The organism is Streptomyces sp. NPDC086080 (genome assembly GCF_044540255.1).
Taxonomy (GTDB): domain Bacteria; phylum Actinomycetota; class Actinomycetes; order Streptomycetales; family Streptomycetaceae; genus Streptomyces.
On record NZ_JBITRU010000004.1, the window covers coordinates 85,827 to 105,846 of the forward strand.

Here is a 20,020-nt window from a genome sequence, read left to right on the forward strand (position 1 = left end):
TGGCCCCAGCCGTCTGAACCGGTCTCCGGGAACTGTGGCCGACACTGGACACCACCCCCGACCACCGTCCTACCGACAGCGGCTACGGCTCTTGACTACCGATTACCGACTACCGGCCACCGTCCGACGGAGACCGGCTACCCCCCAGCCTCCGCGCTCCGTAGGCCGCCACACCCACCACCAGTACCCCCACGCCCACGCCCACCGAAATCCACGGCAGCGAGAACGCCAGCACCAGGCACCCGGCGAGCCCCACCGCCGGCAGCGCCCGTGCCACCGGCCGCGCATCGAGCGTCCAGGCCGAGGCGTTGGCCACCGCGTAGTACGTCAGCACGCCGAAGGAGGAGAAACCGATCGCACCCCGCACATCCACCGTGGCGGCCAGCACGGCGACCACCGCGCCCACCACGAGTTCCGCCCGGTGCGGAACCCGGAACCGCGGATGCACGGCGGCCAGGGCGCCCGGGAGATGCCGGTCCCGGGCCATGGCCAGCGTCGTCCGCGAGACACCGAGGATCAGGGCGAGCAGCGAACCCAGCGCGGCCACCGCCGCACCCACCCGGACCACCGGCGCGAGCCCGGGTACCCCGGCGGCCCGCACCGCGTCGGCGAGCGGTGCGGTGGCGTCGCCCAGCCCCTTCGGCCCCAGAACCGAGAGGGCGGCCACGGCGACAGCCGTGTACACGAGCAGAGCGATGCCGAGGGCCACCGGAATCGCCCGGGGGATGGTGCGCGCAGGATCCCGGACCTCCTCACCGAGAGTGGCGATACGGGCGTAGCCGGCGAAGGCGAAGAACAGCAGACCGCCCGCCTGAAGCACCCCGCCGACGCCTCCCGACACCCCGATGTCCAGCCGCCCGGCATCGGCCTCTCCCGACGTGAGACACACGACCACCACGGAAGCGAGGACGGCCAGCACCACACCCACGATCACCCGCGTCAGCCACGCGGACTTCTGGATCCCGCCGTAGTTCACCGCGGTCAGCAGCACCACGGCGGCGACCGCCACGGCATGCGCCTGCCCCGGCCAGACGTAGGTGCCGACGGTGAGAGCCATCGCCGCGCAGGAGGCCGTCTTCCCGACCACGAACGCCCAGCCGGCGAGGTAGCCCCAGAAATCCCCGAGCCGTTCCTTCCCGTACACGTACGTGCCGCCGGAGGCCGGGTACCGGGCGGCGAGGCGCGCCGACGACGTGGCGTTGCAGTAGGCGACCACGGCGGCGAGTGCCAGCCCGAGCAGCAGCCCGGAGCCGGCCGCGTGCGCGGCGGGTGCCAGCGCGGCGAAGATCCCGGCCCCCACCATCGAACCGAGACCGATGACCACGGCGTCACCTACACCGAGTGTGCGACGCAGTTGGGGCGCTGAGGATTCCGGCATGGGCCGCACCTTACTGATCGTGTGCAACCACCAGATGTACGGGTGACGTCCGTACAGAGTGCAAGGACAGAGGGAAACGGGCAGGTGCACGGCATGACGATCATCAGCTGGATCATCCTCGGACTGCTGGCCGGAGCGATAGCGAAGTTCCTGCTGCCCGGCCGCGACCCGGGCGGCCTCATCGGCACGACCCTGATCGGCGTCGCCGGTGCGTTCATCGGCGGCTGGGCGTCGGCCCGTTGGCTCGACCACCCGATCACCAAGGACTTCTACGACGGCACCACCTGGCTTGCCGCGATCGGCGGCTCGCTGGTCCTTCTGATCGCCTACCGCATCCTGTTCGGCCACTCACGCGACTGACCCGCGCCGCGCGCCCCTGCGACGACGGCCGGCAGACGAGCGGGGCGGGCCCCTGACGATGCCCGTCCCGCTCCTCAACGCCTCCCGGTCCTACCGGTAGTTCACGAACTGCAGAGCGAAGTCGAAGTCCTTGCCCTTGAGGAGGGCGATGACGGCCTGGAGGTCGTCACGGCTCTTGGAGCTGACCCGCAGCTCGTCACCCTGCACCTGGGCCTTGACGCCCTTCGGGCCCTCATCCCTGATGATCTTCGCGACCTTCTTCGCGTTGTCCTGGGAGATGCCCTCCTCGATCGACGCGAAGATCTTGTACTCCTTGCCGGAGAGCTGCGGCTCGCCCGCGTCCAGGGCCTTCAGGGAGATGCCCCGCTTGACCAGCTTGGACTGAAAGACGTCGAGGACAGCCTTCACCCGGTCCTCGGAGTTCGCCTCCATGAGGATCTTCTCCCCGGACCACGAGATCGAGGCACCGACGCCCTTGAAGTCGTAGCGCTGGGAGATCTCCTTGGCGGCCTGGTTGAGGGCGTTGTCGACCTCCTGCCGCTCGACCTTCGAGACGATGTCGAAACTGGAGTCGGCCATGTTCCTGTGGCTCCTTGAATCGGGGTGCGTATCGGGCTGCGCACCGGATGCGTACCGGCATGTGCGGCGCGGCCCCGAGCGCGGCATCGGCCCGGACCGCATCGGACCAGCCTAGTCATCACCCGTCCCCCGGGTGGCGATCAATCGGGTGGCGAAGCACCCCTGTCCATCGGGTATTGTTTACGTCGTTGCCACGGAGCACCGCCGCAAGGCGGTTCGAGGGCAGCAACCCCGGCGGTGTGCCCGAGCGGCCAAAGGGAGCAGACTGTAAATCTGCCGGCTCAGCCTTCCCAGGTTCGAATCCTGGCGCCGCCACATTGAGGGAAGACCCTCTCCGGACCGTGGAAACGTGGTCCGGAGAGGGCCTTTTCCTGTTCGTGGGTGTGGGCCCCGGGGCACACTGGCCGCATGTCGTCCCGTCGCCGTTCGTGTCCCGTGTGCCGTCGTGAGATCGCCGTCGTCGCCGGGCGGTACGCGCGGCACGACCCGCCCGGTGCGCGGGGGAGCGGGGAGCTGACGTCGTGCGCCGGATCGCGCAAGCAGGCCCCGATCGGGGCCGAACAGCCCTCGCTGGACGGTTACGCGGTGCCGGAGTTTCCGGGACAGATGTCCCTCTTCTAGCGCCTGGCGGTGCTCAGTTGCCCGCCACCGACTTGACGGCCACCGACGTCGGCGCGGTGCCGCTGATCAGTTCCAGGGTCAGGCCGGCCGTCGCGGGTGTGTCCACCAGGTCCGCCAGCACGGCGGCCACGTCGTCGCGGGGAATCGGGCCGCGGCCCGTGCGGGCCTCCAGGCGGACCAGGCCGGTGCCGGCGTCGTCGGTGAGCGCGCCGGGGCGCAGGATCGTCCAGTCCAGGGCGTCCAGCCCGCGTACGTACGCGTCCGCCTCGCCCTTGGCGCGCAGGTACACGTCGAAGATCTCGTCGCCCTCGTGCGTCGCGTCCGCGCCCATGGACGACACGATCACGAAACGCCTCACGCCCGCGCGGACGGCCGCGTCGGCGAAGAGGATCGCCGCCGCCTTGTCCACCGTCTCCTTGCGCTCCGCCCCACTGCCCGGGCCGGCGCCTGCCGCGAACACCGCCGCGTCCGCGCCCTCGAGGCATTCCGCGACCTCGTCCACCGACGCCGACTCCAGGTTCAGGACGACCGGCTCCGCCCCCAGTTGACGGAGGTCGTCGGCCTGTTCGGGTTTGCGGATGATGCCTGCCGCCTCGTCCCCGCGCGCGACGAGCAACCGCTCCAGCCGCAGCGCGATCTGACCATGACCACCAGCGATGACAATGCGCATGCCTCCGACCGTACGCCGGAGCGACCGCGTCCGCGTGGCGACTTTCGCGCGTGGTGCCCGCCGGGCCCTATGCGGGCCCCCGCGCCTGACGGGGCAGTCCCGGACTCGTGGTGCCCGCCGAATCGCGGTACTCCCGTACCGCGCTCGTCCGTGCCACCACCCGTCCCCCGTGGACCACGATCCGGCTGTAGGCCGGCGAGAGCGCGTCCGGGAGTCCTGCTCCCCGCACCGCCAGGAGTTCGGCCGGGAAACCCGCCTCCACGCGCACCTCGGGCAGGCCCAGAGCCGCCCGAGCCGACGTGCTCACCGCCGTATAGGCGTCCTCGGCGGACAGGCCCTGGCACGAGGCCAGCAGATACGCCGCCTCCAGTGGATCGCCGCGGCCCACCGGGTTCGACACGTCCCGCAGGGCGCCGCTCCCGGCGGCCACCCGCACCCCCGCCGAGCGCAGCAGCCGTACGGGGGCCACGCCACGGCCGTCGACGGAGCCGCAGCCGCCCTGAGGCAGGCACACCACGGTCACTCCGGCGGCCGCGAGCCGGTCCGCGGTCCGGGCGGCCGGTTCGGCCGGCAGCGCGGCGAGACCGCCGCACGGGCCGAGGGCGACCCCCGGGCGCAGCCCGCCCGCCATGGCCGCGAAGCGGGCCAGCCGGGCGGGGTCGGCGGCGTCGGTGTGCAGGTCGACGGGGCAGCCGTGTTCGGAGGCGACCTCCAGGACCGCCTCCACATATCCCGTGGGATCGGGGTCGAGGTCCGGGCAGCCGCCCACCACGGACGCGCCCATCTTCAGCGCGTCACGCAGCACGGCGAGGCCGTCCGCCCCCGCCAGTCCGGTCAGTACCCGCGGCACCGCGACCGTCGTCAGCTCCGCCAGGCCGCGCAGTGAGCGCCCCGTCCGCAGTACGGCGGTCAGCGCGCCCAGTCCGGCCAGGTCGCCCACCCTCACATGGGCCCGCAACGCCGTGGCGCCGTGCCCGAGCTGGAGCAGCGCCGCCTCCGTCGCGCGGCGCTGGACGTCGGCGGGGTCGTACGACACGGGGCCGCCGGTGTCGGCGGACAGGGCGGTGCAGGCGTGGGCGTGGGGCTCGGCGGGGGCCGGCAACAGCAGGTAGCCGGTGAGGTCGACCCGGGTGGCGGAGGCACGTGTGCTGTCCGCGGCCAGGCTGCCGGCCGTGCCCACCGCCTCGATGCGCCCGCCGCCCAGCCGTACGTCCACGGTGCGGCCGTCGGTGAGCCGCGCGCCGCACAGCAGCAGGGGGGCCGGGCCGGCCGGACCCGGGCCCGGGAGCGACGGCCACGAGTCGGACGGCGGCTGCGGCTGGCTGTCGGGCATCACACTCCTGGGGCTCCGGCTGCGCACGCGGACGTCCGATACGCGGGGACAGGATCACGCAGAGTGAGACGAGCCTAGGACGACCGCCCGCCGCGGGCCGGGAGGAGCGCAATAGTCGTACCGGCGTGGTCCGTCCCTGGAGGGGACAGGGGGCTCGAAACGGATTTGGGCGAACGGCGGCGGAGCGTGTAATGTCTTCATCGCTCGCCCCAATAGCTCAGTCGGCAGAGCGTCTCCATGGTAAGGAGAAGGTCAACGGTTCGATTCCGTTTTGGGGCTCTGGTGTGTGAGGTTCCCGTCGCGAGGCGGGATCTGATCGCATCAAAGCGGTGTAGCTCAGTCGGTAGAGCAAGCGGCTCATAATCGCTGTGTCACCGGTTCAAGTCCGGTCACCGCTACAGACAGTAGCCGATTGCGGGGTCGGTCCTTCGATCGGCTACTCTTCTTGCGTAAATACAGTCAATCCGTTCGTCAAGGAGCACTCACGTGGCTGCCACCGACGTCCGCCCGAAGATCACGCTGGCCTGCGTGGAGTGCAAGGAGCGGAACTACATCACCAAGAAGAACCGGCGTAACAACCCGGATCGTCTCGAGATGAAGAAGCACTGCCCGCGTTGCAACGCGCACACCGCGCACCGCGAGACGCGATAAAACAGGCTCGTACACGAGGCCGTCCCCCCACTCGGGGGGCGGCCTCGTGTCGTTTGTCCACCGCCGGCAGGCTGCGGGCGGATAGTTCACAGACAGGCAGACACAGGAGGTGCCGCGCGCATGGCGCTCGACCAGTCCTTCGTGGGGCGGAGCTACCCGCCCACCGAGCCCTACGAGGTGGGCCGGGAGAAGATCCGTGAGTTCGCCGAGGCGGTGGGGGACGCCAACCCGGCGTACACGGACGTGGAGGCCGCCAAGGCGCTCGGCCACCCCGATGTGATCGCCCCGCCGACCTTTGTGTTCGCCATCACCTTCAAGGCCGCCGGGGAGGTCGTCGCCGACGAGCAGCTCGGCCTCGACTACAGCCGGGTGGTGCACGGCGACCAGAGGTTCGCCTACCAGCGCCCCGTGCGCGCCGGTGACCGGCTCACCGTCACCTCGACCATCGAGACGATCAGGTCGATGGCCGGCAACGAGGTGCTGGACATTCGCGGCGAGGTGCACGACCAGGACGGCGAACACGTCGTGACCGCCTGGACCAAGCTGGTGGCCCGCGCGGCCGAGGAGGCGTGAACAACACCATGACGGCGAAGATCTCCCACGCCGACGTCGAGGTCGGCACCGAGCTGCCCGCACAGACGTTCCCCGTGACCCGCGCCGACCTCGTCCGGTACGCGGGCGCGTCCGGCGACTTCAACCCGATCCACTGGAACGAGAAGTTCGCCAAGGAGGTCGGCCTCCCCGACGTCATCGCGCACGGCATGTTCACCATGGCCGAGGCGATCCGCGTGGTGACCGACTGGGTGGGCGACCCGGGCGCGGTCGTCGAGTACGGCGTCCGTTTCGTCCGGCCGGTCGTCGTCCCCAACGACGATCAGGGCGCCGTCATCGAGGTCAGCGGCAAGGTCGCCGCCAAGCTCGACGACCACACGGTCCGCGTGGACCTCACCGCGACCAGCGCCGGACAGAAGGTCCTCGGCATGTCGCGGGCGGTCGTCCGACTGGGCTGACCGGAGCGGTCGGGAGCGCGGCGGTCGCCCGAGCCGGTCGGAAGCCTGGCGGTCGCCCGCGCCGGTCGGGGAGCGTGACGGCCGGTGCCGTCTCGTACTCTTGAGCCCGTGCAGGAACTCCACGACGCCCCCCTCGCCCCGCTGACCACCTTCCGGCTGGGCGGCCCCGCGACCCGGCTGATCACCGCGACCACCGACGACGAGGTGATCGCTGTCGTCCGTGCCGCCGACGACAGCGGCACCCCGCTGCTGATCATCGGCGGCGGCTCCAACCTGGTCATCGGCGACAAGGGCTTCGACGGCACCGCCCTCCTCGTCGCCACCCGGGGCTTCACCCTGGACGGCACGCGCCTGGAGCTGGCGGCCGGCGAGGTGTGGACCGACGCCGTCGCCCGCACCGTGGAGGCGGGCCTCGCCGGTGTCGAGTGCCTGGCCGGCATCCCCGGCTCGGCGGGCGCCACCCCGATCCAGAACGTCGGGGCGTACGGCCAGGAGGTCTCCTCGGTCATCACGGAGGTCGTCGCCTACGACCGCAGGGCCCGCGAGACGGTCACGCTGAGCAATACGGAGTGCGCCTTCTCCTACCGCCACAGCCGCTTCAAGTCCGACCCCGAGCGCTACGTCGTGCTGCGCGTGAGATGCGAGCTGGAGGACGCCGGCGGCCTCTCCGGACCCCTCAAGTACGCCGAGACCGCGCGCGCTCTGGGTGTCGCACCGGGGGAGCGGGTACCGCTGGCCACGGCCCGTGAGACGGTGCTGGGGCTCCGGAGCGGCAAGGGCATGATCCTGGACCCCGAGGACCACGACACCTGGTCGGCCGGTTCCTTCTTCACCAACCCGATCCTCGACGACGAGACGTTCGCCGCATTCCGTACACGTGTACGGGAACGGCTCGGTGACGAAGTCGTGGCTCCCGCGTATCCGGCGGGCGAGGGCCACACCAAGACGTCCGCCGCCTGGCTGATCGACAAGGCAGGTTTCGGCAAGGGATACGGCCGGGGCCCGGCCCGTATCTCCACCAAGCACACCCTCGCCCTCACCAACCGGGGGGACGCCACCACCGAGGACCTGCTCGCCCTCGCCCGCGAGGTCGTCGCCGGTGTGCGCGACGCGTTCGGCATCACCCTGGTCAACGAACCGGTGACGGTGGGCGTCAGCCTGTAGCGAGTGCGCCGTGGCGGGCCGGCCGGGCACGGTTCGTCCGGCGGCGCCGGGGTGGTGAGCCAGGTGTCCACGCCCGGGTCCGCGGCTACGCCTACGTGGCGAGCCAGGTGTCCACGCCCGAGAGCAGTTTCGCCTTCACGTCCTCCGGGGCCGCCGAGCCGCGTACCGACTGCCGGGCCACCTCCGCGAGCTCCGCGTCGGTGAAGCCGTGGTGCAGCCGCGCGAACTCGTACTGAGCCGCCAGCCGGGAGCCGAACAGCAGTGGATCGTCCGCGCCCAGTGCCAGCGGCACCCCCGCATCGAACAGGGTCCGCAGCGGTACGTCCTCGGGCTTCTCGTAGACGCCCAGCGCCACGTTGGACGCCGGGCACACCTCGCACGTCACCTGGCGGTCCGCGAGCCGCTGCATCAGCCTCGGATCGTCCGCCGCCCGTACGCCGTGACCGATCCGGTGCGCCTCCAGGTCGTCCAGGCAGTCCCGGACCGACGTCGGTCCCGCCAGCTCGCCGCCGTGCGGCGCCGACAGCAGCCCGCCGTCGCGCGCGATCGCGAACGCCCGGTCGAAGTCACGGGCCATCCCCCGCCGCTCGTCGTTGGAGAGCCCGAACCCGACCACGCCCCGGTCCGCGTACCGCACCGCCAGCCGGGCCAGCGTGCGCGCGTCCAGCGGGTGCTTCATCCGGTTGGCGGCGATCAGCACCCGCATCCCGATCCCGGTGTCCCGCATCGCCGAGTCCACCGCGTCCAGGATGATCTCCAGCGTCGGGATCAGCCCGCCCAGCCGGGGCGCGTACGACGTCGGGTCGACCTGGATCTCCAGCCAGCCGGATCCGTCCCGCACGTCCTCCTCCGCGGCTTCCCGCACCAGCCGCTGGATGTCCTCCGGCTGACGCAGACACGACCGGGCGGCGTCGTACAGCCGCTGGAAGCGGAACCAGCCGCGCTCGTCCGTGGCCCGCAGGCTCGGCGGCTCCCCGCTGGTCAGCGCGTCGGTCAGCGCCTCGGGCAGGCGCACCCCGTACTTGTCGGCCAGCTCCAGCACGGTGGACGGTCGCATGGACCCGGTGAAGTGCAGATGGAGATGGGCTTTCGGCAGCTCAGAGACATCACGTACACGCTCCATCGGTCGATCCTGCCGCACGCCCCGTCCGTCCCGGTAGCACTTTCCCCTTTCGTGGTCTTGATCGCACAAAGGAGCCCGTGCAACGAACAGGGGCGCCCGGAACGAATCCGGGCGCCCCTGCGGTGAACGGGGGAGGTCAGTCCCGCGCCTCCGCGAGCAGCTTCTGGAGCCGGCTCACGCCCTCGACGAGGTCCTCGTCGCCCAGCGCGTACGACAGCCGCAGATAGCCGGGGGTGCCGAACGCCTCACCGGGCACCACCGCGACCTCGGCCTCCTCCAGGATGAGCGCCGCCAGCTCGACCGAGTTCTGCGGCCGCTTGCCCCGGATCTCCTTGCCGATCAGCGCCTTGACCGAGGGGTACGCGTAGAAGGCGCCCTCGGGCTCCGGGCAGACCACGCCGTCGATCTCGTTGAGCATCCGCACGATGGTCCTGCGCCGCCGGTCGAAGGCCTCGCGCATCGTGGCGACCGCGTCCAGGTCGCCGGAGACGGCGGCGAGAGCGGCGGCCTGGGCGACGTTGGAGACGTTCGACGTGGCGTGCGACTGGAGGTTGGTCGCGGCCTTCACCACGTCCTTCGGGCCGATGACCCAGCCGACCCGCCAGCCCGTCATCGCGTAGGTCTTCGCGACACCGTTGACCACGATGCACTTGTCACGCAGCTCGGGCAGCAGCGCGGGCAGCGAGACGGACACGGCGTCGCCGTAGACCAGGTGCTCGTAGATCTCGTCCGTCAGCACCCACAGACCGTGCTCCACGGCCCAGCGGCCGATCGCCTCGGTCTCGGCCTCGCTGTAGACCGCGCCCGTCGGGTTCGACGGGGAGACGAACAGGACGACCTTCGTCCTCTCGGTGCGGGCCGCCTCCAGCTGCTCCACGCTCACGCGGTAGCCGGTGGTCTCGTCGGCGACGACCTCGACCGGGACACCGCCGGCCAGCCGGATCGACTCCGGGTACGTCGTCCAGTACGGGGCCGGGACGATGACCTCGTCGCCCGGGTCGAGGATCGCGGCGAAGGCCTCGTAGATGGCCTGCTTTCCGCCGTTGGTGACCAGGATCTCGGACGGGTCCACCTCGTAGCCGGAGTCGCGCAGCGTCTTCGCGGCGATCGCGGACTTCAGCTCGGGCAGACCGCCGGCCGGCGTGTAGCGGTGGTACTTCGGGTTCTTGCAGGCCTCGATCGCGGCTTCGACGATGTAGTCCGGCGTCGGGAAGTCGGGCTCACCGGCGCCGAAGCCGATCACCGGTCGCCCGGCGGCCTTGAGGGCCTTGGCCTTGGCGTCCACGGCGAGGGTGGCGGACTCGGAGATCGAGCCGACGCGGGCGGAGACCCGGCGCTCGGTGGGAGGGGTTGCAGCGCTCATGGGGTCCATCGTTCCAGACCGGAAACGCGGCGGGCACGGGGGTTTCACGGACTGAACATGACCGGGCACACCACCGGACACCAGTCCGGATCCATCGCCCCGGGGCCGTGCGGCCAGGACGATCTTGCGCGGTCCGGTGACCGGGCCCTTCCGTCACCGGCCCATTCTGTTCGACGCCAAGCCCGGGAACACGTACACTCTCACCTCGTTGGCCTTCAGCGGCCCGTGCTCAGCCGGTGCACACCAAGCATCCGGTCGGATGCGGTACGTTGGGGAACGCACAAAGGGTCGTAGCTCAATTGGTAGAGCACTGGTCTCCAAAACCAGCGGTTGGGGGTTCAAGTCCCTCCGGCCCTGCTACACACACCATCGCCAGGATGTGTGCGCATGTACGTACAGCAATGCACCGCCGTGCGGGCTCTCACCGGGCGCGGCACGGCCACGACCCGGAATCAGGTGAGGACGAGTGACGGACGCCGTGGGCTCCATCGACATGCCTGATGCCGATGACGAGGCGCCGGACTCCAAGAAGAAGACCCGCAAGGGCGGTAAGCGGGCCAAGAAGGGTCCGCTGAAGCGCCTCGCGCTCTTCTACCGCCAGATCGTTGCGGAGCTCCGCAAGGTGGTCTGGCCGACCCGTAACCAGCTGACGTCGTACACGACCGCAGTGATCATCTTCGTGGTGTTGATGATCGGCCTGATCACCCTGTTCGACTATGGCCTCAGCAACGCCGCCAAGTACGTCTTCGGCTGATCCCCGAGCGAAGAGCGCCGAGGTACCCGGCGCTCCTTTCGCATGTTCCACCCCTATGTATCCAGGAAGAAGCAGCCACCGTGTCTGACCCGAACGTGAACGACGCCGTTGAGCCTGCCGGCGAAGGGGCCGCGTCCGCCGAGGACGCGCTCGCCGCCGTCGAGGGCGCGGGCGTCGAGGACACCGAGGCCTCTGCCGAGGCCGAGGCTGCCGGCACCACCGCGGACGAGACCGTCACCGCGGACGAGACCGCCACCACGGACGAGAGCGCCGAGGCGGACGAGAGTGCCGCCGAGGCCGTGGAAGCGGCCGAGGAGGCCGAAGAGCCCGAGGACAACCGCGACCCGGTGGAGAAGCTCCGCGAGGAACTGCGGACCCTGCCCGGCGAGTGGTACGTCATCCACACCTACGCGGGCTACGAGAACCGGGTGAAGACCAACCTGGAGCAGCGCGCCGTCTCGCTCAACGTCGAGGACTACATCTTCCAGGCCGAGGTGCCGCAGGAAGAGGTCGTCCAGATCAAGAACGGCGACCGCAAGACGATCAAGCAGAACAAGCTCCCGGGCTATGTCCTGGTGCGAATGGACCTGACGAACGAGTCCTGGGGTGTCGTCCGCAACACCCCCGGTGTCACCGGCTTCGTGGGCAACGCCTACGACCCGTACCCGCTGACGCTGGACGAGATCGTCAAGATGCTCGCCCCGGAGGCCGAGGAGAAGGCCGCCCGCGAGGCCGCCGAGGCCGAGGGCAAGCCGGCTCCGCAGCGCAAGGTCGAGGTCCAGGTGCTGGACTTCGAGGTCGGCGACTCGGTCACCGTCACCGACGGCCCGTTCGCCACGCTCCAGGCGACCATCAACGAGATCAACCCCGACTCCAAGAAGGTCAAGGGCCTGGTGGAGATCTTCGGCCGGGAGACGCCGGTCGAGCTCTCCTTCGACCAGATCCAGAAGAACTAGTCCACGGACTCAGCCTTTCTGGAACGGCTGGTACACAGCTTCCGCGCAGGTCAGCAGAGCGCTCGCGCACTCGGCTGACCTGCTCGGTTTTTGGCCGCGCATCCATACCCGTTATCGTTGTGCGGTATGCCTACGTCCGGGTTGTCCCATGACGTGGGCAGGACCCGAATCGAAAGGACCCGGAGAGCCATGCCTCCCAAGAAGAAGAAGGTCACGGGGCTCATCAAGCTCCAGATCCAGGCCGGTGCCGCGAACCCGGCCCCGCCGGTCGGCCCCGCGCTGGGCCAGCACGGCGTGAACATCATGGAGTTCTGCAAGGCCTACAACGCCGCGACCGAGTCGCAGCGTGGCTGGGTCATCCCGGTGGAGATCACGGTCTACGAGGACCGTTCCTTCACCTTCATCACCAAGACCCCGCCGGCCGCCAAGATGATCCTCAAGGCCGCGGGTGTGGAGAAGGGCTCCGGCGAGCCGCACAAGACCAAGGTCGCGAAGATCACGCGCGACCAGGTCCGTGAGATCGCCACCACCAAGATGCCCGACCTCAACGCCAACGACCTGGACGCCGCCGAGAAGATCATCGCCGGCACCGCCCGTTCCATGGGCGTCACGGTCGAGGGCTGACCTCCACCCCCGTAAGCCAAGCAGTAGTGGCAGGGCCGGCTCGGCCCGGACCACGACTCCTCGAAACGCACAGGAGCTTTCAGTGAGCAAGCGCAGCAAGTCTCTCCGCGCTGCGGACGCCAAGATCGACCGGGAGAAGCTCTACGCCCCGCTCGAGGCCGTCCGTCTCGCCAAGGAGACGTCCACGACCAAGTTCGACGGCACCGTCGAGGTCGCCTTCCGCCTGGGTGTCGACCCGCGCAAGGCCGACCAGATGGTCCGTGGCACCGTGAACCTCCCGCACGGCACCGGTAAGACCGCCCGGGTCCTGGTCTTCGCGACCGGTGACCGTGCCGAGGCCGCACGTGCCGCGGGCGCCGACATCGTCGGCGCCGACGAGCTGATCGACGAGGTGTCGAAGGGCCGTCTGGACTTCGACGCCGTCGTCGCCACCCCGGACCTCATGGGCAAGGTCGGCCGCCTCGGCCGCGTGCTCGGTCCCCGTGGTCTGATGCCGAACCCCAAGACCGGCACCGTGACCCCGGACGTGACCAAGGCCGTCACCGAGATCAAGGGTGGCAAGATCGAGTTCCGTGTCGACAAGCACGCGAACCTGCACTTCATCATCGGCAAGTCGTCCTTCGACGACACCAAGCTGGTGGAGAACTACGGCGCCGCGCTGGAGGAGATCCTCCGTCTGAAGCCGTCCGCCGCCAAGGGTCGCTACATCAAGAAGGCCGCCATCAGCACCACGATGGGCCCCGGCATTCCGCTCGACCCGAACCGCACCCGCAACCTCCTCGTCGAGGAGGACCCGGCCGCGGTCTGAGCCGGGTGAGCCGACCGACCGGCTCCGCACGCTGTGAGAAGCCCGCCCCTACGCCCCAACAAGGCGTGGGGGCGGGTTTTTTCGTACGACAGTGTCAGTCGAGTGGGTTACCGTTCCCTTGACTTCACAGCCGTCACACAGTGAAACAACAAGGGGTGGGATTCATGGGCATGGCCGCATGGAAGCGCGCGGGCGTCTGTCTGACGGCCGCGGCCGTCGTCGCGGGTGTCACGGGGTGCCAGGGCGGGGACAGCGACGAGGGCGGCAAGAAGAAGGCCGCCGGCTCGGCGCAGTCCGGGGTCCAGACGCAGACCGAGATGACGAAGGTCCTCCAGGCGGCCTTCAAGAACACCTCGGAGGCCAAGTCCTCCAAGATGCGGATGACCATGACGATGCCGGCGGGCCTGGGCGGCGAAACCATGGAGATGTCCGGCGTGCAGGGCTGGGACCCGGCCGTCATGGACGTCACCATGAAGAACCCCGCGCTCGCGGCGGGCGGCGACCCGGACGCTCCCGAGCAGACACGCATGATCATGCTGGACGGGGTCCTGTACACGGACGTCGGGGAGAAGCAGGCCGCCGAAATGGACGGCAAGCGCTGGATGAAGATGGACTTCGCGGCCATGGCCGAGGCGTCCGGCGACCCCGCGGTCCAGAAGCAGATGACCGGCGGCATGGAGAACATGAACCAGGACCCGGCGCAGCAGCTCGCCCTGCTGCTCGAGTCGCGGAGCCTGAAGCATGTCGGCCCGGAGAAGGTCGACGGCGTCCAGACGCAGCACTACAAGGGCACGCTGACCATCGAGGAGATGCTCGACGCCAACAAGGAGCTCGACGGCCTGTTCACCGCCGAGGAGCGCGAGCAGCTCCTCGCCAACATGAAGAAGACGGGCCTGAAGGGCTACGACACCGAGGTCTGGGTCAACGAGGACAACTACCCGGCCAAGATGGTGGTAGGGATGAAGATGTCCGAGGGCGAGATCAAGATGACCGCCCACTACTCCGACTACGGTGCCGCGGCCAAGGTCGAGGCGCCGCCGGCGAAGGACACCCTCGACTTCATGGAGATGATGAAGGACCTGGAGGAGCTGGGGGCGGGAGCGTAAGGGCCCGCACCGGCTCCCGATGTCGGCGATCGGTCGATTTGCTTGACGCCGATCCGTTCGCGTACTCTTCCACAGAAGCCAAAGACCGCTGGTCGTTGCCGTGCGCTCGTCAGAGCATGCGGTGGCCGAAGGATCCGCTGAACTGCGGACGACCCGCGCAGGTGTCAGTGGAAGAGTTCCCGGAGTTCGCTGCCGAGAGAATGCGAGCAACCGGTTGAGCTACGCCCCGTGCGCCTGCGCCCGGGGCGTTTCGTTTTCCCCAGTCCTCCTTCGGGTCCGCGCGGTCCGAATCACCCGGAAGGAGGCCGAGGCTCTATGGCGAGGCCCGACAAGGCTGCCGCGGTTGCCGAGCTGACGGACAAGTTCCGCAGCTCCAACGCCGCCGTGCTGACCGAGTACCGCGGTCTCACCGTGGCGCAGCTCAAGACGCTGCGCCGTTCGCTCGGTGAGAACGCCCAGTACGCCGTGGTGAAGAACACGCTGACCAAGATTGCGGCCAACGAGGCCGGGATCACGCTCGACGACCAGCTCTTCGCTGGCCCGACGGCGGTCGCCTTCGTCACCGGTGACCCGGTGGAGTCGGCGAAGGGTCTTCGTGACTTCGCCAAGGACAACCCGAATCTCGTCATCAAGGGCGGTGTCCTTGACGGCAAGGCGATGTCCGCCGACGAGATCAAGAAGCTTGCGGACCTCGAGTCCCGCGAGGTTCTGCTCGCCAAGCTGGCGGGCGCTTTCAAGGGCAAGCAGACGCAGACTGCTCAGCTCTTCCAGGCGCTCCCCTCGAAGCTCGTCCGCACCGTGGACGCGCTCCGTGCCAAGCAGGCCGAGCAGGGCGGTGCCGAGTAATTCGGCTCGCTTTCTGACCCCGGCCGCCCAGCGGCAAGGGTCGCAGCGGGCCCGACGTACGCCCGCCTCACCCCGTACATCCGGCACCTGCCGATTTAGTGGAAGGACCGCCATCATGGCGAAGCTCAGCCAGGAAGACCTGCTTGCCCAGTTCGAGGAGATGACCCTCATCGAGCTCTCCGAGTTCGTGAAGGCCTTCGAGGAGAAGTTCGACGTCACCGCCGCCGCCGCGGTCGCCGCCGTCGCCGCCCCGGGTGCCCCGGGTGCCGCTGCCCCGGCCGAGGAGGAGAAGGACGAGTTCGACGTCATCCTCACCGGTGCCGGCGACAAGAAGATCCAGGTCATCAAGGTCGTGCGTGAGCTGACCTCCCTGGGTCTGAAGGAGGCCAAGGACCTCGTGGACGGCGCCCCGAAGCCCGTTCTCGAGAAGGTCGCCAAGGACGCCGCCGAGAAGGCCGCCGAGTCCCTCAAGGGCGCCGGCGCCTCCGTCGAGGTCAAGTAACACCCCGCGGGTCCGGCAGGATCCGCAACGCGTCCCACGGGACGTGTAACGCTGAAGCACCGAAGAGCGATCATCCATCCGGGTGGTCGCTCTTCGGTGTACGGGGGGTCCGGCGGCGGCTGCCTTGCCCCCGGGACGGCGAGGGGTAGGGTGATCTTCGTTGTGCCTCCGGAAGGCCGCGCGGAATCGCCTCGTGGCAGGCGGTCGGGGCAAGGGGGCCTTGACGAACCGCACGTAGCGCGCAATTCTCAGGACGCGTCGTCACAAGGATCCGAATCCGAGGCATGGATCGACGGCAAAGAGGGCAGTATCACGGTGCGTTGAGGGCAGCGCCTTGTCGCAGGAGTTGAGCACAACGAGGGCCTCTACTCGGTCTCGAACACCGCACTGGACATCAGTGTGCCAAGTGGCTACACTGACCCTTTGCGCTGCCTGTTAGCTGTCCCCTGCCCGTCACCAGGGGCATTCCCTCGCTCGAACACCGACGACTCGACGATCTCTGACCTGGGCTTTCGCCCCCATCGGAGGAATCTGTCTCTGTGTACAGCGAGGAGCCGGTACGCGCGTAGTGAGTCCGAGCCCTCGGAAGGACCCCCTCTTGGCCGCCTCGCGCAACGCCTCGACCGCGAATACGAACAACGGCGCCAGCACCGCCCCGCTGCGCATCTCCTTTGCAAAGATCAAGGAGCCTCTCGAGGTTCCGAACCTGCTCGCGCTGCAGACCGAGAGCTTCGACTGGCTGCTCGGCAACACCGCCTGGCAGAGTCGGGTCGAGGAGGCTCTCGAGAACGGGCAGGACGTCCCCACCAAGTCCGGTCTTGAGGAGATCTTCGAAGAGATCTCCCCGATCGAGGACTTCTCCGGGTCGATGTCGCTGACCTTCCGCGACCACCGCTTCGAGCCGCCGAAGAACTCCATCGACGAGTGCAAGGAGCGCGACTTCACGTACGCGGCCCCGCTCTTCGTCACCGCCGAGTTCACCAACAACGAGACCGGCGAGATCAAGTCCCAGACCGTCTTCATGGGTGACTTCCCGCTCATGACGAACAAGGGCACCTTCGTCATCAACGGCACCGAGCGTGTCGTGGTGTCCCAGCTGGTCCGCTCGCCCGGCGTCTACTTCGACTCCTCCATCGACAAGACGTCCGACAAGGACATCTTCTCCGCCAAGATCATCCCGTCCCGGGGTGCCTGGCTGGAGATGGAGATCGACAAGCGCGACATGGTCGGTGTCCGTATCGACCGCAAGCGCAAGCAGTCCGTCACCGTCCTCCTGAAGGCGCTCGGCTGGACCACCGAGCAGATCCTCGAGGAGTTCGGCGAGTACGAGTCCATGCGCGCCACCCTGGAGAAGGACCACACCCAGGGCCAGGACGACGCGCTGCTCGACATCTACCGCAAGCTGCGTCCGGGCGAGCCCCCCACCCGCGAGGCCGCGCAGACGCTGCTCGAGAACCTGTACTTCAACCCCAAGCGCTACGACCTCGCCAAGGTCGGCCGCTACAAGGTGAACAAGAAGCTCGGCGGGGACGAGCCGCTGGACGCCGGCGTGCTCACCACCGACGACGTCATCGCCACCATCAAGTACCTGGTGAAGCTGCACGCGGGTGAGACCGAGACGGTCGGCGAGTCCGGGCGCTCGATCATCGTCGAGACCGACGACATCGACCACTTCGGCAACCGCCGCATCCGTAACGTCGGCGAGCTGATCCAGAACCAGGTCCGTACGGGTCTCGCCCGTATGGAGCGCGTCGTGCGTGAGCGCATGACCACCCAGGACGTCGAGGCGATCACGCCGCAGACCCTGATCAACATCCGGCCGGTCGTCGCCTCCATCAAGGAGTTCTTCGGCACCAGCCAGCTGTCCCAGTTCATGGACCAGAACAACCCGCTGTCGGGGCTGACGCACAAGCGTCGTCTCAACGCCCTCGGCCCGGGTGGTCTCTCCCGTGAGCGGGCCGGCTTCGAGGTCCGTGACGTGCACCCCTCGCACTACGGCCGCATGTGCCCGATCGAGACCCCCGAAGGCCCGAACATCGGCCTGATCGGCTCGCTCGCCTCCTACGGGCGGATCAACCCGTTCGGCTTCATCGAGACGCCGTACCGCAAGGTCGTCGAGGGCCGGGTCACCGACGAGGTGGACTACCTGACCGCCGACGAGGAGGACCGCTTCGTCATCGCGCAGGCCAACGCGCCGCTCGGCGACGACATGCGCTTCGTCGAGAACCGCATCCTGGTCCGCCGCCGCGGCGGCGAGGTCGACTACGTCCCCGGTGACGAAGTCGACTACATGGACGTCTCGCCGCGCCAGATGGTGTCGGTCGCGACCGCCATGATCCCGTTCCTCGAGCACGACGACGCCAACCGTGCCCTCATGGGCGCGAACATGATGCGTCAGGCGGTGCCGCTCATCAAGAGCGAGTCCCCGCTCGTCGGCACCGGCATGGAGTACCGCTCCGCCGCCGACGCCGGTGACGTGGTCAAGGCCGAGAAGGCGGGTGTGGTCCAGGAGGTCTCCGCGGACTACATCACCACCGCCAACGACGACGGCACGTACATCACGTACCGCCTGGCCAAGTTCTCCCGGTCCAACCAGGGCACCTCGGTCAACCAGAAGGTCATCGTCGCCGAGGGCGACCGGATCGTCGAGGGCCAGGTCCTCGCCGACGGTCCGGCCACCGAGAACGGTGAGATGGCGCTCGGCAAGAACCTGCTGGTCGCGTTCATGCCGTGGGAGGGTCACAACTACGAGGACGCGATCATCCTGTCGCAGCGCCTCGTGCAGGACGACGTCCTCTCCTCGATCCACATCGAGGAGCACGAGGTCGACGCCCGTGACACCAAGCTCGGCCCCGAGGAGATCACCCGGGACATCCCGAACGTCTCCGAGGAGGTCCTCGCCGACCTCGACGAGCGCGGCATCATCCGTATCGGTGCCGAGGTCGTCGCCGGCGACATCCTCGTCGGCAAGGTCACGCCCAAGGGTGAGACCGAGCTGACCCCGGAGGAGCGCCTGCTCCGCGCGATCTTCGGTGAGAAGGCGCGCGAGGTGCGCGACACCTCCCTGAAGGTGCCGCACGGTGAGATCGGCAAGGTCATCGGCGTGCGCGTCTTCGACCGCGAGGAGGGCGACGAGCTTCCCCCCGGTGTGAACCAGCTGGTGCGCGTCTACGTCGCGCAGAAGCGCAAGATCACCGACGGTGACAAGCTCGCCGGCCGGCACGGCAACAAGGGCGTCATCTCCAAGATCCTGCCCATCGAGGACATGCCGTTCCTCGAGGACGGGACCCCGGTCGACATCATCCTCAACCCGCTGGGTGTGCCGTCCCGAATGAACCCGGGACAGGTCCTGGAGATCCACCTCGGCTGGCTCGCCAGCCGCGGCTGGGACGTCTCCGGCATCGCGGAGGAGTGGGCCGAGCGGCTCCAGGCCATCGGCGCCGACAAGGTCGAGCCCGGTACCAACGTCGCCACCCCGGTCTTCGACGGTGCGCGCGAGGACGAGCTCGCGGGTCTGCTCCAGCACACCATCCCGAACCGCGACGGCGAGCGCATGGTGCTCCCGACCGGTAAGGCGCGGCTGTACGACGGCCGCTCGGGTGAGCCGTTCCCGGAGCCGATCTCGATCGGCTACATGTACATCCTGAAGCTGCACCACCTGGTCGACGACAAGCTGCACGCGCGTTCGACCGGTCCGTACTCCATGATCACCCAGCAGCCGCTGGGTGGTAAGGCTCAGTTCGGTGGACAGCGGTTCGGCGAGATGGAGGTGTGGGCACTCGAGGCGTACGGCGCCGCCTACGCGCTCCAGGAGCTGCTGACCATCAAGTCCGACGACGTCACCGGCCGCGTGAAGGTCTACGAGGCCATCGTCAAGGGCGAGAACATCCCCGAGCCCGGCATCCCCGAGTCCTTCAAGGTGCTCATCAAGGAGATGCAGTCCCTGTGCCTGAACGTGGAGGTGCTGTCCAGCGACGGTATGTCCATCGAGATGCGTGACACCGACGAGGACGTCTTCCGCGCTGCGGAGGAGCTTGGCATCGACCTGTCCCGGCGCGAGCCGAGCAGCGTCGAAGAGGTCTGACGGGAGTCCGGCGGCCTTCCCCGTGAAGGCCGCCGGCCCCAGGACCCCCGTTTCAGACCCCATGACTTACAACCCTGAGAGGGATTGA

At 68.9% G+C, this 20,020-nt stretch carries 20 protein-coding genes and 4 tRNA genes; 18 read left to right on the plus strand and 6 right to left on the minus strand.

Annotation, left to right across the window (positions count from 1 at the left end; translation table 11 throughout):
- Positions 1-109: 109 nt before the first annotated feature.
- Positions 110-1,378 (minus strand): APC family permease, encoded by a 1,269-nt coding sequence (locus ACIF9R_RS06375; protein ID WP_399975145.1) that lies wholly within the window; start codon positions 1,376-1,378, stop codon positions 110-112.
- A 93-nt stretch (positions 1,379-1,471) separates the two neighbouring features.
- On the opposite strand from ACIF9R_RS06375, the gene ACIF9R_RS06380 reads away from it, so the two are divergent.
- Positions 1,472-1,738, plus strand: a complete 267-nt coding sequence (locus tag ACIF9R_RS06380) for a GlsB/YeaQ/YmgE family stress response membrane protein (RefSeq protein ID WP_399975148.1) — start codon at positions 1,472-1,474, stop codon at positions 1,736-1,738.
- 90 nt (positions 1,739-1,828) lie between these two features.
- On the opposite strand, the gene ACIF9R_RS06385 is transcribed toward ACIF9R_RS06380, so the two are convergent.
- On the minus strand, positions 1,829-2,317 hold the full coding sequence (locus tag ACIF9R_RS06385) for a YajQ family cyclic di-GMP-binding protein (protein WP_399975150.1): 489 nt from the start codon (positions 2,315-2,317) through the stop codon (positions 1,829-1,831).
- Positions 2,318-2,550: 233 nt separating this feature from the next.
- Between ACIF9R_RS06385 and ACIF9R_RS06390 the strand changes: the two genes are divergently transcribed.
- Together ACIF9R_RS06390 and ACIF9R_RS06395 are read left to right on the plus strand one after the other, a co-directional pair.
- A tRNA-Tyr gene (locus ACIF9R_RS06390) sits at positions 2,551-2,632 on the plus strand.
- A 93-nt stretch (positions 2,633-2,725) separates the two neighbouring features.
- Positions 2,726-2,938, plus strand: a complete 213-nt coding sequence (locus ACIF9R_RS06395; RefSeq protein ID WP_399975152.1) for a hypothetical protein — start codon at positions 2,726-2,728, stop codon at positions 2,936-2,938.
- 13 nt (positions 2,939-2,951) lie between these two features.
- Here the strand turns inward: ACIF9R_RS06395 and ACIF9R_RS06400 are convergent, their stop codons facing one another.
- Both ACIF9R_RS06400 and ACIF9R_RS06405 read right to left on the minus strand, forming a co-directional pair.
- Positions 2,952-3,608, minus strand: a complete 657-nt coding sequence (locus ACIF9R_RS06400) for an NAD(P)H-binding protein (RefSeq protein WP_399975154.1) — start codon at positions 3,606-3,608, stop codon at positions 2,952-2,954.
- Between the two features lie 67 nt (positions 3,609-3,675).
- A complete protein-coding gene (locus ACIF9R_RS06405) occupies positions 3,676-4,941 on the minus strand; it encodes an amidohydrolase family protein (protein ID WP_399975157.1) in 1,266 nt (421 codons plus the stop codon).
- A gap of 206 nt (positions 4,942-5,147) precedes the next feature.
- Between ACIF9R_RS06405 and ACIF9R_RS06410 the strand changes: the two genes are divergently transcribed.
- The 6 genes from ACIF9R_RS06410 to ACIF9R_RS06435 all read left to right on the plus strand — a co-directional run bounded on the left by ACIF9R_RS06410 (position 5,148) and on the right by ACIF9R_RS06435 (position 7,766).
- Positions 5,148-5,220 (plus strand) — tRNA-Thr (locus ACIF9R_RS06410).
- Positions 5,221-5,266: 46 nt separating this feature from the next.
- A tRNA-Met gene (locus tag ACIF9R_RS06415) sits at positions 5,267-5,339 on the plus strand.
- A gap of 88 nt (positions 5,340-5,427) precedes the next feature.
- Positions 5,428-5,592 carry a 50S ribosomal protein L33 gene (gene rpmG / locus ACIF9R_RS06420; protein WP_003948671.1) on the plus strand — a complete coding sequence of 55 codons (165 nt, stop codon included), beginning with the start codon at positions 5,428-5,430 and terminating at the stop codon, positions 5,590-5,592.
- Positions 5,593-5,712: 120 nt separating this feature from the next.
- The gene (locus ACIF9R_RS06425) at positions 5,713-6,165 is read left to right on the plus strand and encodes a MaoC family dehydratase N-terminal domain-containing protein (protein WP_399975160.1); all 453 of its coding nucleotides are present in this window, start codon (positions 5,713-5,715) and stop codon (positions 6,163-6,165) included.
- Positions 6,166-6,173: 8 nt separating this feature from the next.
- Complete coding sequence (locus ACIF9R_RS06430) at positions 6,174-6,602, plus strand: MaoC family dehydratase (RefSeq protein WP_399975735.1); 429 nt, start codon at positions 6,174-6,176, stop codon at positions 6,600-6,602.
- A 108-nt stretch (positions 6,603-6,710) separates the two neighbouring features.
- Positions 6,711-7,766 carry a UDP-N-acetylmuramate dehydrogenase gene (locus ACIF9R_RS06435; protein ID WP_399975161.1) on the plus strand — a complete coding sequence of 352 codons (1,056 nt, stop codon included), beginning with the start codon at positions 6,711-6,713 and terminating at the stop codon, positions 7,764-7,766.
- Positions 7,767-7,857: 91 nt separating this feature from the next.
- Here the strand turns inward: ACIF9R_RS06435 and ACIF9R_RS06440 are convergent, their stop codons facing one another.
- Both ACIF9R_RS06440 and ACIF9R_RS06445 read right to left on the minus strand, forming a co-directional pair.
- Positions 7,858-8,889, minus strand: coding sequence for an adenosine deaminase (locus tag ACIF9R_RS06440; RefSeq protein ID WP_399975164.1), 1,032 nt, complete (start codon positions 8,887-8,889; stop codon positions 7,858-7,860).
- Between the two features lie 136 nt (positions 8,890-9,025).
- Positions 9,026-10,252 carry a pyridoxal phosphate-dependent aminotransferase gene (locus ACIF9R_RS06445; protein ID WP_399975166.1) on the minus strand — a complete coding sequence of 409 codons (1,227 nt, stop codon included), beginning with the start codon at positions 10,250-10,252 and terminating at the stop codon, positions 9,026-9,028.
- Between the two features lie 284 nt (positions 10,253-10,536).
- Between ACIF9R_RS06445 and ACIF9R_RS06450 the strand changes: the two genes are divergently transcribed.
- The 9 genes from ACIF9R_RS06450 (at position 10,537) to rpoB (ending at position 19,932) form a co-directional block, all read left to right on the plus strand.
- Positions 10,537-10,609 (plus strand) — tRNA-Trp (locus ACIF9R_RS06450).
- 109 nt (positions 10,610-10,718) lie between these two features.
- Positions 10,719-11,006, plus strand: coding sequence for a preprotein translocase subunit SecE (gene secE / locus ACIF9R_RS06455; RefSeq protein ID WP_399975169.1), 288 nt, complete (start codon positions 10,719-10,721; stop codon positions 11,004-11,006).
- Positions 11,007-11,086: 80 nt separating this feature from the next.
- The gene (gene nusG / locus ACIF9R_RS06460) at positions 11,087-11,962 is read left to right on the plus strand and encodes a transcription termination/antitermination protein NusG (RefSeq protein WP_399975171.1); all 876 of its coding nucleotides are present in this window, start codon (positions 11,087-11,089) and stop codon (positions 11,960-11,962) included.
- A 189-nt stretch (positions 11,963-12,151) separates the two neighbouring features.
- Positions 12,152-12,586 (plus strand): 50S ribosomal protein L11, encoded by a 435-nt coding sequence (gene rplK, locus ACIF9R_RS06465; protein WP_006130605.1) that lies wholly within the window; start codon positions 12,152-12,154, stop codon positions 12,584-12,586.
- 82 nt (positions 12,587-12,668) lie between these two features.
- Positions 12,669-13,394, plus strand: a complete 726-nt coding sequence (rplA, locus tag ACIF9R_RS06470; protein WP_391961811.1) for a 50S ribosomal protein L1 — start codon at positions 12,669-12,671, stop codon at positions 13,392-13,394.
- A 164-nt stretch (positions 13,395-13,558) separates the two neighbouring features.
- Positions 13,559-14,500, plus strand: a complete 942-nt coding sequence (locus ACIF9R_RS06475; protein ID WP_399975175.1) for a hypothetical protein — start codon at positions 13,559-13,561, stop codon at positions 14,498-14,500.
- A 315-nt stretch (positions 14,501-14,815) separates the two neighbouring features.
- The gene (gene rplJ / locus ACIF9R_RS06480; RefSeq protein ID WP_399975178.1) at positions 14,816-15,346 is read left to right on the plus strand and encodes a 50S ribosomal protein L10; all 531 of its coding nucleotides are present in this window, start codon (positions 14,816-14,818) and stop codon (positions 15,344-15,346) included.
- A 115-nt stretch (positions 15,347-15,461) separates the two neighbouring features.
- A complete protein-coding gene (gene rplL, locus ACIF9R_RS06485; RefSeq protein ID WP_037929503.1) occupies positions 15,462-15,848 on the plus strand; it encodes a 50S ribosomal protein L7/L12 in 387 nt (128 codons plus the stop codon).
- A 598-nt stretch (positions 15,849-16,446) separates the two neighbouring features.
- A complete protein-coding gene (rpoB, locus tag ACIF9R_RS06490; RefSeq protein ID WP_399975182.1) occupies positions 16,447-19,932 on the plus strand; it encodes a DNA-directed RNA polymerase subunit beta in 3,486 nt (1,161 codons plus the stop codon).
- Positions 19,933-20,020 lie beyond the last annotated feature (88 nt).